This window comes from Escherichia sp. TW09308 (genome assembly GCF_000208565.1).
Lineage (GTDB): Bacteria > Pseudomonadota > Gammaproteobacteria > Enterobacterales > Enterobacteriaceae > Escherichia > Escherichia marmotae.
The window spans coordinates 3,750,550-3,764,304 of record NZ_AEME01000001.1 but is presented as its reverse complement, the minus strand read 5'-3'; the positions used below and the strand labels follow the sequence as shown (position 1 = coordinate 3,764,304).

The 13,755-nt window shown below is 49.9% G+C and carries 15 protein-coding genes; 4 read left to right on the top strand and 11 right to left on the bottom strand.

Features of this window, described 5'->3' with window-relative positions; all coding sequences use genetic code 11:
• Positions 1-211 precede the first annotated feature (211 nt).
• Together ulaG and ulaR are read left to right on the top strand one after the other, a co-directional pair.
• Positions 212-1,276 carry an L-ascorbate 6-phosphate lactonase gene (ulaG, locus tag ESM_RS0118040; protein ID WP_001517631.1) on the top strand — a complete coding sequence of 355 codons (1,065 nt, stop codon included), beginning with the start codon at positions 212-214 and terminating at the stop codon, positions 1,274-1,276.
• A gap of 107 nt (positions 1,277-1,383) precedes the next feature.
• The gene (gene ulaR / locus ESM_RS0118035; protein ID WP_000133636.1) at positions 1,384-2,139 is read left to right on the top strand and encodes an HTH-type transcriptional regulator UlaR; all 756 of its coding nucleotides are present in this window, start codon (positions 1,384-1,386) and stop codon (positions 2,137-2,139) included.
• Here the strand turns inward: ulaR and yjfP are convergent.
• Positions 2,136-2,885: an esterase gene (gene yjfP, locus ESM_RS0118030; protein ID WP_000571047.1), complete on the bottom strand. Its 750-nt coding sequence runs from the start codon at positions 2,883-2,885 to the stop codon at positions 2,136-2,138. The two genes, ulaR and yjfP, sit on opposite strands and share 4 nt — an antisense overlap.
• 181 nt (positions 2,886-3,066) lie before the next feature.
• Between yjfP and bsmA the strand changes: the two genes are divergently transcribed.
• Positions 3,067-3,396, top strand: coding sequence for a biofilm peroxide resistance protein BsmA (bsmA, locus tag ESM_RS0118025; protein ID WP_000254648.1), 330 nt, complete (start codon positions 3,067-3,069; stop codon positions 3,394-3,396).
• Positions 3,397-3,544: 148 nt separating this feature from the next.
• Positions 3,545-3,820 carry a DUF1471 family protease activator YjfN gene (yjfN, locus tag ESM_RS0118020; RefSeq protein WP_001517630.1) on the top strand — a complete coding sequence of 92 codons (276 nt, stop codon included), beginning with the start codon at positions 3,545-3,547 and terminating at the stop codon, positions 3,818-3,820.
• A gap of 90 nt (positions 3,821-3,910) precedes the next feature.
• Here yjfN and ESM_RS0118015 read toward each other — a convergent pair whose 3' ends face one another.
• From ESM_RS0118015 to nsrR, 10 genes are all read right to left on the bottom strand, one after another.
• The gene (locus ESM_RS0118015; RefSeq protein WP_010379610.1) at positions 3,911-5,536 is read right to left on the bottom strand and encodes an isovaleryl-CoA dehydrogenase; all 1,626 of its coding nucleotides are present in this window, start codon (positions 5,534-5,536) and stop codon (positions 3,911-3,913) included.
• Positions 5,537-5,619: 83 nt separating this feature from the next.
• The gene (locus ESM_RS0118010) at positions 5,620-6,783 is read right to left on the bottom strand and encodes a glutathionylspermidine synthase family protein (RefSeq protein WP_000943972.1); all 1,164 of its coding nucleotides are present in this window, start codon (positions 6,781-6,783) and stop codon (positions 5,620-5,622) included.
• Between the two features lie 2 nt (positions 6,784-6,785).
• Complete coding sequence (locus tag ESM_RS0118005; RefSeq protein ID WP_000101693.1) at positions 6,786-7,424, bottom strand: DUF1190 domain-containing protein; 639 nt, start codon at positions 7,422-7,424, stop codon at positions 6,786-6,788.
• 9 nt (positions 7,425-7,433) lie between these two features.
• Entirely contained in the window at positions 7,434-7,832 is a 399-nt protein-coding gene (locus ESM_RS0118000; RefSeq protein ID WP_000547750.1) for a DUF350 domain-containing protein, read from the bottom strand.
• Positions 7,833-7,849: 17 nt separating this feature from the next.
• Entirely contained in the window at positions 7,850-8,509 is a 660-nt protein-coding gene (locus ESM_RS0117995) for a YjfK family protein (RefSeq protein WP_000012579.1), read from the bottom strand.
• A gap of 50 nt (positions 8,510-8,559) precedes the next feature.
• Positions 8,560-9,258, bottom strand: a complete 699-nt coding sequence (locus ESM_RS0117990) for a PspA/IM30 family protein (RefSeq protein WP_000511941.1) — start codon at positions 9,256-9,258, stop codon at positions 8,560-8,562.
• A gap of 18 nt (positions 9,259-9,276) precedes the next feature.
• Complete coding sequence (locus ESM_RS0117985; RefSeq protein WP_000220117.1) at positions 9,277-9,678, bottom strand: DUF2170 family protein; 402 nt, start codon at positions 9,676-9,678, stop codon at positions 9,277-9,279.
• Between the two features lie 126 nt (positions 9,679-9,804).
• Positions 9,805-10,536: a 23S rRNA (guanosine(2251)-2'-O)-methyltransferase RlmB gene (gene rlmB / locus ESM_RS0117980; RefSeq protein ID WP_001293269.1), complete on the bottom strand. Its 732-nt coding sequence runs from the start codon at positions 10,534-10,536 to the stop codon at positions 9,805-9,807.
• A 179-nt stretch (positions 10,537-10,715) separates the two neighbouring features.
• Positions 10,716-13,157 carry a ribonuclease R gene (gene rnr, locus ESM_RS0117975; protein ID WP_000076295.1) on the bottom strand — a complete coding sequence of 814 codons (2,442 nt, stop codon included), beginning with the start codon at positions 13,155-13,157 and terminating at the stop codon, positions 10,716-10,718.
• A gap of 38 nt (positions 13,158-13,195) precedes the next feature.
• Positions 13,196-13,621, bottom strand: a complete 426-nt coding sequence (gene nsrR, locus ESM_RS0117970; RefSeq protein ID WP_001177639.1) for a nitric oxide-sensing transcriptional repressor NsrR — start codon at positions 13,619-13,621, stop codon at positions 13,196-13,198.
• Between the last annotated feature and the right edge of the window lie 134 nt (positions 13,622-13,755).

Here is a 13,755-nt window from a genome sequence, read left to right as displayed (position 1 = left end):
GGTGTTCACAAGACGAAACAATTACTCATTTAAATTCATTTAGTTAATTAAATTACACACTCCTTTAAATCTTTCCATACTCAAAATCATCAACAACGCTTTCGGTGAAAAGTCAAAAAATGGTCATTGCCTTCCTGAAAAAACAGTGTCAGGATTAATCAAAACCAATCACACATTGATTCAAATTGAACTATCATGAAGGTAAATGGCGATGAGTAAAGTGAAAAGTATCACCCGTGAATCCTGGATCCTGAGCACCTTCCCGGAATGGGGTAGCTGGCTGAATGAAGAAATAGAGCAAGAACAGGTCGCACCAGGCACCTTTGCGATGTGGTGGCTCGGCTGCACCGGGATCTGGTTGAAATCGGAAGGCGGCACCAACGTGTGCGTCGATTTCTGGTGCGGTACTGGCAAACAAAGTCACGGTAACCCACTGATGAAACAGGGTCACCAGATGCAGCGCATGGCTGGGGTGAAAAAACTGCAACCGAACCTGCGCACCACACCATTTGTCCTTGATCCGTTTGCCATTCGCCAGATCGACGCTGTGCTGGCGACTCACGATCACAACGATCATATCGACGTGAACGTCGCTGCAGCCGTAATGCAAAACTGCGCCGACGATGTGCCATTTATCGGGCCGAAAACCTGTGTGGATTTATGGATTGGCTGGGGCGTGCCGAAAGAACGCTGCATCGTGGTCAAACCAGGCGATGTGGTAAAAGTGAAAGACATTGAAATTCATGCCCTTGACGCGTTCGACCGTACTGCACTGATTACCCTGCCTGCGGATCAAAAAGCGGCTGGCGTACTGCCGGACGGGATGGATGATCGCGCAGTGAACTATCTGTTCAAAACGCCGGGCGGTTCCCTGTATCACAGCGGCGACTCCCACTACTCCAACTACTATGCAAAACATGGTAATGAGTATCAGATCGATGTGGCGTTAGGATCTTACGGCGAGAACCCGCGCGGTATTACCGACAAAATGACCAGCGCCGATATGTTGCGTATGGGTGAAGCGTTAAATGCAAAAGTGGTGATCCCGTTCCACCACGATATCTGGTCAAACTTCCAGGCCGATCCGCAGGAAATTCGCGTACTGTGGGAGATGAAAAAAGATCGTCTGAAGTATGGCTTTAAGCCGTTTATCTGGCAGGTTGGCGGCAAGTTCACCTGGCCGCTGGATAAAGACAACTTCGAATACCACTATCCGCGTGGTTTTGACGATTGCTTCACCATTGAACCGGATCTGCCGTTCAAATCGTTCCTGTAATCTGTCGCTTTTACCGGATAGCGTGGAGATGTTCCCGCTATCCGGCGTAGTATTTCCTGGCTATTTCAAATATCATCTAAAAAAATCAAATTTTATCGGAATAGCTCATGACTGAAGCACAAAGACATCAAATTCTCCTGGAAATGCTCGCACAATTGGGCTTTGTGACCGTAGAGAAAGTTGTTGAGCGCCTGGGAATTTCGCCTGCTACCGCACGACGGGACATTAATAAACTCGACGAGAGCGGCAAACTGAAAAAAGTGCGCAATGGCGCGGAAGCCATCACCCAACAGCGTCCTCGCTGGACACCAATGAATCTCCACCAGGCACAGAACCACGATGAAAAAGTGCGTATCGCCAAAGCGGCATCGCAACTGGTCAATCCGGGCGAAAGTGTGGTCATCAACTGTGGTTCCACCGCATTCCTGCTCGGAAGGGAAATGTGTGGCAAGCCTGTGCAAATCATCACCAATTATTTACCGCTGGCAAATTACCTGATCGATCAGGAACATGAGAGCGTGATCATCATGGGCGGGCAGTACAATAAAAGCCAGTCCATCACCTTAAGCCCGCAGGGCAGTGAGAACAGCTTGTATGCCGGCCACTGGATGTTTACCAGTGGCAAAGGGCTGACGGCAGAAGGGTTGTATAAAACCGATATGCTAACAGCGATGGCAGAGCAGAAGATGCTGAGCGTGGTGGGGAAACTGGTGGTTCTGGTCGATAGCAGCAAGATTGGTGAGCGCGCGGGTATGCTCTTTAGCCGCGCCGATCAAATCGATATGCTGATCACTGGCAAAAATGCTAACCCGGAAATCCTGCAACAACTGGAAGCGCAAGGGGTCAGCATTCTGCGCGTTTAAAGATGCTGGCGGAAAAATTTCACCGCGGCATCTAACGCTTCTGGCGTAATGCGATGACGCACGCCTGGCTGCCATGAACAGGTTAACTGTTTATCCAGCCCCGCTTCTCTTAGTGCCTGCTGCAAACGTACTGATTCGTCGGCAGGTACGACATCATCATCAAGACCATGCCATAAGAGCAGTGGTCTGTTTCCCAGCTCTTCCAGGTGGTTTGTCGCTTCCCACTCCACCAGCGGAGCGATAATGTTATTAAATTCGCGCTGCTGCGCTGCCGTTTCAGGTATCAGCGGTGGAAACAGTGAACGGGCAAGCGATGTGAAATAGCCCGATCCCATCATGCTGGCGGTACATTTCACCGTGGAGTGGCGAGCGGTAATTCCCAAGGCCGTCATCGCGCCCATCGATGCGCCGCCGACTGCCAGACGGTCATCAAGCAGCCAGTTTTCTTTAACAATAGCCGCACGTAATGGCGTAAATTCTTGCATATTTTGCCGCAATATTTGCCAGAACTGATTTAACCGTCGCGGTGTGTCGCCACTAAAACGGATACCGTGATCGGGTGCGTCTGGCATGATTACCCGCATACCGGCCTGTGCCAGCGCAACGGCAAAATAGCTATACACCAGACTGGATGAAGTAAAACCGTGATAAAAAATCACGCACGGTAACGGAGTTTCTTTTTGCCCAACGGGATAAGCATGTAGAACGGGAATATCTGCCAGTACGCGCGATTCTAATTCAATCATCTATTCCTCCTTTTTGTCTGGTATGACATGAAGAAATCCTTAGCACAAGTTTCCGCTGGCAGTATTAGTTCATAATGTTGAGATATGGGTTACGCTTTCACCACGTTTTCATTCGAAAATCGCGTACCAGGTAACAATTCGGGAACATTCCCCCAAAGTTAAATTAATAAGGCACTACACTATGGTTAGCAGGAAACGTAATAGCGTTGTTTACCGGTTTGCCAGTTTATTATTGGTGTTGATGTTAAGCGCCTGTAGCGCACTGCAAGGTACGCCACAGCCAGCGCCACCAGTAACGGATCATCCGCAGGAAATTCGCCGCGACCAAACCCAAGGGCTACAGCGAATTGGAACGGTAAGCACAATGGTCCGTGGCTCACCGGATGACGCATTAGCAGAAATCAGAGCGAAAGCTGCCGCGGCAAAAGCTGATTATTACGTCGTCGTAATGGTGGATGAAACCATTGTGACAGGACAGTGGTATTCACAAGCCATTTTGTACCGTAAATAAATCAGACAACTTATACAGTAAGCTTTACATTGCTTTGCGTCCCTATGCGTTTACCTGTGCACAATAAATTACCGGCTGGAAGCTCGGGCGTTTATTACCGCGATGGAATGCCCTGCAACATGTGGGGAAACGAAAAATGGAGCTGACGATGAAACAATTACTTGCCTCACCCTCGCTGCAATTAGTTACGTGTCCCGCGAGCGCCACGGCACAGTCTGCAGAATTCGCCAGTGCTGACTGCGTGACGGGCCTGAATGAAATAGGTCAGATCTCAGTTAGCAATATTTCAGGGGATCCGCAGGACGTGGAACGTATCGTGGCGTTAAAGGCCGATGAACAGGGGGCGTCATGGTATCGCATTATTACCATGTACGAGGATCAGCAGCCCGATAACTGGCGTGTACAGGCGATACTGTATGCATGAGTGTTATCAACAGCGAATGAACAATGCCGGATGCGGCGCGAGCGCCCTATCCGGCCTATAAATTCTATATATTTCATTAAGCGTAAACGCTTACAAACACACACCACCAGTCGCCCGCAGTAACAAATCATTCTGGATCTGCCCTGACAACCGCACACCACCGCGCGTATCTAACATCATCTGACACCACGCCTGCGCCATTGGCGGAGAAGCATATTTCAACATTTGCGCGCCACTACCCAGCAAGAATAGATGATGAGTAATCTCTCGCCCCAGCTCTTCAGACGGTTTGCGCAGTTGCTGCTGTAAACGACGAACCGCGCGATCAAAATAGCGATCCTGTCCTTTCACTTCCATAAACGCTTCCGTCAATAACTCGTATACGCCAGCCTGCTTATTAAGAACGCGCAGCACATCCAGACACATAATATTGCCGGAGCCTTCCCAGATACTGTTCACCGGCATCTCCCGGTACAGCCGCGGCAACTCGCTCTCCTCGCAATAGCCAATACCGCCCAACACCTCCATCGCTTCGGCCACAAATGGGACGCCACTTTTGCAAATCACAAACTTCGCTGCTGGCGTAAATAAACGCGCCCACAGGGCTTCTTTAGCATCGGCACGCCGATCCCACGCCCGTGCCAGACGAAACAACAGCGCCGTTTGCCCTTCAAGCTGAAGCGCCATGCGACTTAAGACATGACGCATAAGGGGCTGTTCGATCAACGGATTGCCAAATACATGTCGTTGATGAGCGTGATAAATCGCCAGCGAAAATGCACGGCGCATCATGGCATGGCTACCCAGGGCGCAATCAAAACGCGTCATCCCGCCCATTTTCAGGATCAGGCGGATGCCTTCTCCCTCCTGGCCTAACAGCCAGCCGATAGCATCCTGAAACTCCACTTCGCAACTGGCATTAGAGCGATTGCCCAGCTTATCTTTCAGGCGTTCCAGGCGAATCGCGTTACGTTGTCCATCAGGCAAAAAACGCGGCACAAAGAAGCAGGACAATCCGCCCGTGGTCTGTGCCAGCACCAAATGCGCGTCGCTTTGCGGCACCGAGAAAAACCATTTATGCCCCACCAGCCGATAAGAACCATCGTCCAGACGCTCTGCCCTGGTAGTATTGCTCATCACATCAGAGCCGCCCTGCTTTTCTGTCATTCCCATGCCAATCAACAGACCGCGTTTTTGCCCGCCTGGCAGCAAATGGGAATCGTAGCGATCGCTCAACAGCGGCGTGGTCCAATCCTTGAATGGTGCAGGTAACATCTGCAATAACAATGGGGTGGCGGCAAAAGTCATGGTTATCGGACATAACGATCCGGCCTCAACCTGTGCGTGCAACATAAAACGCGCCGCGCGCGCCACAAATGCGCCAGAACGAGCATCTTCCTCCCAGGCCAGATTGTGCACCCGATTGGTACATAGTGCCTGCATCAGCAAGTGCCATGCCGGATGAAAACGCACATCGTCCAGACGGCGTCCCTGAGCATCGTAGCGCAACAATTCTGGCGGATTCACATTCGCCAGTCGCCCCAGTTCAAGGGATTCAGCCGTCCCTAACTGCTGACCAATACTGGCGAGAAAATCACTATCCCAGCCCGCACCTTCACGTGTTACCGCTTCGCAAAGCGCGCCATCGGACAGGTATAGATTGCTGTTATTTAAAGGTATCGGTTGATTAAAAACGGTGTGAGTTTGCCAGTGCACTGTGTCTCCCTCCATCAATGGCAGTCACCATTAGTATGGTCACTGCCACGGATTCCTGACAGAAAGAGATTGCTAAAACATTCTTAACCCGCAATGTAATGCGGAACAAAACGCGAAGTATCTTTAGTGATCAGCGTGTTATCTTCGCGAATCCCCATACCGCACGCTTCATCATCGACAATCCAGCTACCAATCAATGTGTAGCTATCGCCAAAGCGCGGCAAAGGCTGAAAAGCCTGGTAGATCATCGGTTCATCGGCGTAATCACCCTCAGCATGGTCAACGACGTTGTTCTGACCGTCAAAAATGGTGACGTTACCGCCTTCCCGTGAGTAGATCGGTTTACGCACGTAGCTTTCGCCCGCAGCAATCTGCGGTTTCTCGCCCTCAAACCAGGATGCCAGAAGATTAGGATGACCAGGGAAAAAGCGCCACAATAGCGGCATTAACCCTTTGTTGCTCAAGATACTTTTCCATAACGGTTCCACCCATTGCTCACGACGCTTGCGCAGCAGCGGGCCGTTATCGTCACGCATCATCCACTCCAGCGGATACAGCTTAAACGCACGCTGGATGACGTTATCATCGAGATCGGTCAGCACACCGCCGACGCCCAGGCCGAGATCTTCAATATAGATAAACCGCGATTCCTGTCCTGCCTGCTGGGCGCAGTCCTGCAAGTACAGCACGGTAGTCCTGTCTTCGTCGGTATCCTGACAGCAACAAAAATAAAACGGTTCACGGCTATAAATCTCGCTAAAGCGCGAAATCAGACGCTCCTGAATGACATTGTACTGATCGGCGTCACGCGGAATAATGCCGCTGCGCCGGGCATCTTCCAGCCACAACCACTGAAAATAAGCCGATTCATACAGCGAGGTCGGCGTATCGGCGTTGTACTCCAGCAACTTCACCGGCGCATTACCACACCAGGCAAAATCCATACGGCCATACAGCGAAGGATCGCGCGCGCGCCAGCTTTCAGCAATTACATCCCAGTACAGCGGGGGGATCGCCAGTTGCGTCAGGATCTCTTCATTTTTAACCGCACGATCCACCACCTCAAGGCACATCTGATGCAGTTCCGCAGTCGGTTTTTCGATCTGCTCTTCAATCTGCCGCAGGGTAAAGCGATAAGCACGACTCTCATCCCAATAGATTTCATTGTCGATGATATGAAAGTCAAATCCGTTATCGGCAGCGATCTGATCCAGATCCCGCCGCACAGGAACGTTGTGTCTCAGCATGATTAGCCTCCCCAATGCCCACGGGCGCTGGAAGAACGACCATAGCCGCCGCGAGAAACGGTTGATGCTTTTCTGGTGGTAAAGCCGCCCGAAGAGTAAGACTCTTTTTTGCCAGAACCGGAGCGCCAGGAGTAATCACCGGAAGTGTTGCGCCAGACGGGGCGCGAAGCATAAGAGGAGCCGCCACTGTTATAAACAAACTGCTCATCGCGATCTTTACGAATAACCCGACTTAATAAAAATCCAGAAATGACCGGGAGCCAACTCTGTTCGACGTTGTCGTAATAGCAATTTTCGTACTTAGACTGACAATTCTGCTGAGTCATATTCTTCGGAACATCGGCATAAAATGCCGCTTTGGCGTTGTTCCAGCCATGAGCACAGATATCTGAATTATTACCGTCATCAATGCAATCCTGCACTGTCGAGTAAAACGTTCCGTCGCCGTCGTTATCGACATCGCCACTATCGCCACAACTTTTCAATACGAAAAAAGCGGCTCCCCCCATTAGCGCCAACGTTAAGTATTTATGTGCGTAGCGATTTCGCTGCGGCGCGAAGGGATTATTCGGTCGATTAATACGGCTGATGGCTCCGTGAGCTGGTTTACTGCTATTTCTTGATTTGCGTTTTCTGGCCATGATCGTCCATTACCATGTCATACAAGCTGCGTTAAAAATACCACCAGCCAGCGCGGCGGTTCCCATAAACATTCCTGCGGCGGTATTGTGATTAATAATTTTGTCGCTTAATGCGGGTATATAAAGTCTGACGCCAGAAAAAATGAGTAATTGAATCACCAGTGCGATCCCACCCCAGGCAAAATAATCAGGAATACTCACCGCATTGATTGCCGCACTGGATAATGGAATAACATAACCCAGCAATGTCCCGCTGAACGCCAGTGACGCCGCGATATTATTGTTTTTGATTAACTGCCATTCATTATGCGGAGTAATTTTGGAATAAATAAACAGAAAGATAATCACCATAGCCACGCCAATAAAAAAATAGGCGCTAAAAGCAAGGAGTGAATCAAGAATATGCATTATAAACTTCCCTGTAATTAACCAATAATATGAAGTGATGTTAGTGGGATATCGACACCCAGCGCACGCGAAAATAACCACTCCGGTTCACCGAGTTCGTTAAAGGATTCCTCACCATTTAACAGCAAATATTCGTAAGTATCTTCGGTCACCTGTCGCTGGTAACCCATCATAAAGTTATGCACTTCCCATTTGGTATGGTTTTGATTTTCTATTTTTTCCAGCATGTAGACCGGCGCAATATTACCTGGTTCTTCGCTATTAAAAAATCGCTGCCAGCGTTTTTCCTGCCAGTTTAAGGTCATCATCCCCATTGCTTTGGCATTAATTGCCTCGCGCCAGTGGCTCTCTTTGCTGATACCGTAACTCTCTTCATAGACAAAGAGCTTGATATCATCAATGTCATCAATGTCTTCGCCGCCAGTGGTATTGATTTGCAGGAATTCATCACCGGAAGTGTAGTAACGGAATATCTGACTACCGCCCCCCAGATCGATGCGACTGGCTGCAGCTACAGTGTATTCTTCCCCCGGTAACGCAATCAGTAATTCATCTTCCAGTAAACGAAACGCTAACGTATCGAGCGTAAAACCATTATGGAGATGCAACCCCAGCGGACCACGAGCGACAGCAGGCTTATCATCATTGCCAAACAGGCGCTGGAAAAAACCAGACATATTTTACCCTTAAAATAGCTGCCAGCCTTTTAGTGAGGCTGGCAAAAAAATTACTCACCCTGTTGGCGTTGCAGCCTTGCCAGCACATCCTGAGCACTGCTTTTGTTAACTCCACCAATCCCCGCTTCCGCCAGTTTTTCGTCGAGATCGCGGCCGTCTGCCACTTTCTCCAGTTGTGCAGCGGCATCCAGCCGTGCCTGACGTTCGGCCTGACGCGCTTGCAGGCGTTTTAAGGATTCAGCCGCTGTAGAGACGCTGGAAGATGCTCCAACGGTAGAGGTCGTTACTGCCTGTTGCGCACGCTGCATGGCTTCAGTGGCCTTAACGACTTCCATCTGTTGCTCAAATTGAGCAATACGCTGTGCCGTTGCCGTTACCGCTTTTTCCACACCATCACGGGAGACTTCAAGATTCGACAACACTTGCTCTTCAGCGGTAATGAGATTCTCAAGGCGCGCGATTTCTTCAGCGACTTCGTTAATCAACGACGGGTTGACGTTCTTACTTAATGCTTCCAGCGCACGGGCTTCCAGAGTGGCTTTACGCTCACGTAAATCTTTCAGTTTATCGTTACTTAATTTCACTCGCGCCAGCAGATCGACGCGTGATTTTCCGGCTTTATCCAGTTCAGCTTTGGCGTCGCGAATATGTTGTTCCAGCATCCGCACACCCTGGTTTTCTTCAATGGATTCTTCCGCCTGTGAAATAAAAGACTTACCTAATGTAAATAAACTTTTTAAAATCCCCATAAATACCTGTCTTCGTGATTAATATGAATATTCTTCAGTAATTTCAGCTAAATCCAATGCATTATCTACCAGCGTGGTTATCTCCAGCAGGAGATCATCAAGGGAAGAGTTAAGCGATAATGCACCAAAAACAATGTAATACTCTTCCTGCTCCACACTGGAGATCCCTACCGATGACAGTGGCATAATCTTCTGATTTCTTAATAAGAAGGTATTAAATTCATCTGGATTACTGATACAACTTACCGGGCAAATAAATGTTTCGATAATCATCTGGCGGGAAGTAAAAAGAATATTGATTTGCAAATCGCCATAATCATTCATTTTAATAATTAATGCGTTTTCATTATTTGTTATATCAATATTTTGTTCAGGTACAGTTTGCAGCGCCGTCGCCAGCGCCAACGGATTCCATGTCATATATTATTCCATAGTGATTAAGTTAAAATATTAATAATATGAATATTTGTAGCACGTAATTATCTTACCAGCTCCAGGTAAAAAAAAACCATCCAAATATGGATGGTTTTTCATAATTCAGAGGAATTAGCTACGCTGGCGTACTGCTTCAAATAAACAAATGCCGGTCGCTACCGAAACGTTCAGGGAAGAAACGCTTCCTGCCATCGGGATGCTGATCAACTCATCGCAATGTTCACGAGTCAGGCGACGCATGCCTTCACCTTCCGCGCCCATCACCAGTGCCAGACGCCCGGTCATTTTGCTCTGATAGAGAGTATGATCCGCTTCACCCGCCGTACCGACGATCCAGATATTCTCTTCCTGCAACATACGCATGGTGCGCGCCAGGTTAGTCACCCGAATCAGAGGAACGCTTTCTGCCGCGCCACAGGCCACTTTTTTCGCCGTTGCATTGAGTTGAGCGGAACGATCTTTCGGTACAATCACCGCATGAACGCCAGCGGCGTCTGCGCTACGCAGGCACGCACCGAGGTTGTGTGGATCGGTAACGCCGTCGAGGATCAGCAGGAACGGTTGTTCGAGCGAAGCGATCAGATCCGGCAGATCGCTTTCCTGATACTGACGTCCAGGCTTCACGCGGGCGATAATGCCCTGATGCACGGCACCGTCGCTTTTCTCGTCGAGATATTGACGATTTGCCAACTGGATAACCACGCCATGAGATTCGAGGGCGTGAATCAGCGGTAACAGACGTTTATCTTCACGGCCTTTTAAAATAAAGACTTCCTGAAAACGTTCAGGGGCGCGCTCCAGCAGGGCCTGCACTGCGTGGATGCCGTAAATCATTTCGCTCATTAATGTACTCGTTGTTAACGTTTTGCCTGATACGCTACGCTTATCAGGCCTACATGATTCTGCAATATATTGAATTTGCGTGATTATGTAGGCCTGATAAGGCGTTCACGCCGCATCCGGCATGAACAAAGCGCACTTTGTCAGCAATCTGACCCTCTTCTTTTTGAAGAGGGTTTTGATCACTCAGCTACTTTTTTCTTCGCTGCACGCTTCGCTTTGGTCGCTGCAGCTATTTTCTGCGTTTTAGCCGATGGCTTTTTCGCTTTTCTCGCGTCTTTTTTCGCCGCTTTCGGCTTCGCTTTTTTCTCACCACGGAAAGCACTGTCTGGCTCAAAGTTTACCTTTTTGCCCACCTGACGACGCTTACCGGCTTTTTTACCTACATCACCTTTTTTCGCTTTCTCGCGCGCCGTTTTACCGACGTTGCGTGGCGCGCGTTCGCTGGAGATCAGGCTAAAGTCGATCTTGCGCTCGTCCATATTAACCGCTTCGACGCGAACTTCCACGCGGTCGCCCAGGCGATAAGTCTGGCCGCTGGATTCCCCCATCAGACGTTGACCAACCTGATCAAAGCGATAGTAGTCGTTATCCAGCGAAGAAACGTGGACCAGGCCATCAATAAACAGATCATCCAGGCGAACAAAGAAACCGAATCCAGTGACGCTGGAAATTACGCCTTTAAAGACGTTGCCCACCTGGTCGAGCATAAAGTCACACTTCAGCCAGTCTGCCACATCACGCGTTGCTTCATCGGCACGACGTTCCGCCATCGAACAGTGCTGACCCAGTTGCAGCATCTCTTCCATTGAATAATGGTAGCCACCGGTTTCAGTCGTGTTCCCCTGATGCCCCTGCTCTTTCGCCAACAGATACTTAATGGCACGATGCAGCGTCAGGTCAGGATAACGACGAATCGGTGAGGTAAAGTGGGCATAAGACTGCAATGCCAGACCAAAGTGACCGCGGTTTTCCGGATCGTAAATCGCCTGTTTCATTGAGCGCAGCAGCATGGTTTGTAGCATTTCTGCGTCAGGACGGTCGGCAACCGACTCCAGCAGTTCTGCGTAGTCGCGCGGTTCTGGCTTGTTACCACCCGGCAATTCCAGCCCCAGTTCCGCCAGCACTGAACGGAAAGAGGTAATCGCTTCGGTGCTCGGCTTGTCGTGAATACGGAACAGTGCCGGTTCTTTGGCTTTCTCAACGAAACGCGCCGCCGAGATATTCGCCAGAATCATACACTCTTCAATTAATTTGTGCGCGTCGTTACGCTGAGTCTGTTCGATACGTTCAATACGACGTTCAGCGTTGAAAATAAACTTCGCTTCTTCACTCTCAAACGAGATCCCACCGCGCTCTTCGCGGGCTTTATCCAGCACTTTATAGAGGTTATGCAGCTCTTCGAGATGCTTAACCAGCGGCGCGTATTGTTCACGCAGTTCCTGATCGCCCTGCAGAATATGCCAAACTTTGGTGTAAGTCAGACGCGCATGAGAGCTCATCACCGCTTCGTAGAATTTATAGCCGGTCAGGCGACCTTTCGACGAAATGGTCATCTCGCACACCATACACAGGCGGTCTACCTGCGGATTGAGCGAGCACAGGCCGTTAGAGAGTACTTCCGGCAGCATCGGGATAACCTGCGACGGGAAGTAGACCGACGTACCGCGGTTACGTGCTTCTCTGTCCAGCGGTGTTGGTGGACGCACATAGTAACTGACGTCGGCAATTGCGACCCATAAACGCCAGCCACCGCCGCGTTTCTTCTCGCAGTAAACCGCATCGTCAAAGTCACGGGCGTCTTCGCCATCAATGGTGACCAACGGTAAATCACGCAGATCGACACGGCCTGCTTTTGCCTCTTCCGGCACTTCTTCTTTCAGCCCGGCAACCTGTTGCTCAACAGCCTGCGGCCAGATGTACGGAATTTCATGGGTGCGCAGGGCGATATCAACCGCCATGCCGGTGCCCATATTGTCGCCAAGTACTTCGACGATTTTACCCACCGCTTTGGTACGACGTGTCGGGCGTTGAGTCAGTTCGACAACAACGACAAAGCCCATGCGTGCGCCCATGATCTGATCAGGTGGGATTAAGATATCGAAGCTCAAACGGCTGTCGTCAGGAACCACAAAGCCGACGCCCGCTTCGGTAAAGTAACGACCCACAATCTGGCTCGTTTTTGGCACCAGTACGCGGACAATACGCGCTTCACGGCGGCCTTTACGGTCAGCACCAAGCGGTTGCGCCAGAACCTGATCGCCATGAATGCAGGTTTTCATCTGCTCGCTGGAAAGATACAAATCATCTTTACGCCCTTCAACCCGCAGAAAGCCGTAGCCATCACGGTGGCCAATAACAGTACCTTTCACCAGATCGAGACGTTCCGGCAGCGCATAGCACTGACGGCGAGTGAAGACCAGTTGACCGTCGCGCTCCATCGCGCGCAGGCGACGACGCAGGCCTTCAAGCTGCTCTTCGCCTTCAATGTGCAGCTCTACCGCCAGCTCATCACGGCTGGCCGGTTTTTCACGTTTGGTTAAATGTTCGAGGATAAATTCCCGACTAGGGATGGGATTCGCGTATTTTTCAGCTTCGCGTTCCTGGAAAGGATCTTGTGACATCTCGGTTCCTCCGTTGTCATCTCTGATGAAGATTTTCGTCACTCCACCAGCAATAATTTATAAAGCGGTTGATTCTCTTCAACCAAATCGGCAAGCGTGTAGTTATCCAGTTCCGTAAGAAAACTTTGCACGGCCTTTGAAAGTGCCTGCTTCAACCGACAGGCAGGTGTGATGTGGCAAAACTCACTGCTGCAATTCACCAACGATAAGGGTTCCAGCTCGCGCACCACATCACCAATACGTATAGCACTCGCCGGTTTACCCAGGCGAATGCCGCCATTTTTTCCACGAACAGCAGTCACGTAGCCGGCACGACTAAGTTGATTGATTATTTTGACCATATGATTACGGGAAACGCCGTAGACGTCAGTCACTTCAGAAATGCTGGTCATCCGCCCTTCTGGCAATGATGCCATGTAGATCAGCGCGCGTAATCCGTAATCAGTGAAACTCGTTAACTGCACATCAACCTCAAAAAAGGGAAAGCGGGAAAAAATACATTTACATTGATGATAAACCAGCCACAAGCTGTGTCGCTAATTTATTTCAGTTTGGGGAAGGAAAAAAGCGAGGATTTAACACTGTGTCGGATAGCGTA